Raw genomic sequence first — 1,127 nt, 5'->3', positions numbered from 1 at the left:
GCCATCCATCATGAGCAGCTGCTCGGGCGAATGCCTGGTATCGCTGCCAGGCAAAGTTCCACTTCGCTGAGCTTAGGACTACTAATGTGCGATCATTCTTTGCGTTCGACACCGCAGCTCCTCAAGACAGTTCCTATATTTGACATAGCAAGTATGTCTCGGACATTCAATAGATTCCTAGGTGCGTGATGGGTATATACGTATCAGTGAGATCGTATTTAACGAGTCACCACATACGTTTAGGGATTGATTGTCCTAGACCATCCCGCGTGAGTGTTGCCTCGTCCACCGTATGGGGCAAAGCTTGTCGTTGCATGTGCTGGCGCACATGCAACGAATCGGCAGACTAATAAGCCCCGGAGGCGTGGAAGACGGCTCGGGTGGTTTTCCAGAGGATCATGATGTCGGCAGTGAGAGACCAGTTCTCCACGTAGTAGAGGTCCAGGCGGACTGACTCTTCCCAGGAAAGATCAGAGCGGCCGCTGACCTGCCACAGCCCGGTGATCCCCGGCTTAACCAGGAAACGCCGGTGTACGTGTGGGTCGTACAGTTCCACCTCACGAGCCAGCGAAGGCCGGGGACCCACCAGAGACATGTCCCCTTTCAACACGTTGATGAGCTGAGGCAGCTCATCAATGCTGTAGCGGCGGATGAACTTCCCCACCCGTGTGACCCGGGGATCATCCTTCATTTTAAACAGCACACTCGCCTGGTCGATCTTCTCCTGCTGATCCAACTGGGTGAGAAGCTCCTCCGCATCCTGGCGCATCGAACGGAACTTAAACATCCGGAACGCCCGGCCGTGATACCCCACCCGCTCCTGCATAAAGAACACCGGACCAGCCGACGTCGTCTTCACCAACGCCGCCACCACCAGCATCGGCACAGCGAGGACCACCAAGGCCAGAGAACTCAACACCACATCGAAGACCCGCTTCACCGCTGCGCGGAACCCCGAATACTGCGGAGTCTCCACATGCAACAGAGGCAGACCAGCCACCGGCCGGCTATGAATACGCGGGCCGGCCACATCGGTCAGACTCGGGGCCACTGTCCCGCGTCAAGTAGTTGGCAGGATTTCCTTGGTTTTGAATGTCGGGGTGGTGGGGTCGGCCAGGCCCAGGTGC

At 57.2% G+C, this 1,127-nt stretch carries 1 pseudogene; it reads right to left on the bottom strand.

The features are described from left to right. Positions 1-346 precede the first annotated feature (346 nt). Positions 347-1,051, bottom strand: a pseudogene (locus H578_RS0112055) (sugar transferase); the annotation flags it as partial. Positions 1,052-1,127 lie beyond the last annotated feature (76 nt).

Origin of the sequence: Nesterenkonia alba DSM 19423, from assembly GCF_000421745.1 — a bacterium.
In the GTDB taxonomy this organism is placed as follows: domain Bacteria; phylum Actinomycetota; class Actinomycetes; order Actinomycetales; family Micrococcaceae; genus Nesterenkonia; species Nesterenkonia alba.
The sequence above is the reverse complement of the archived record's forward strand: the minus strand, read 5'-3'. Positions and strand labels throughout refer to the sequence as shown.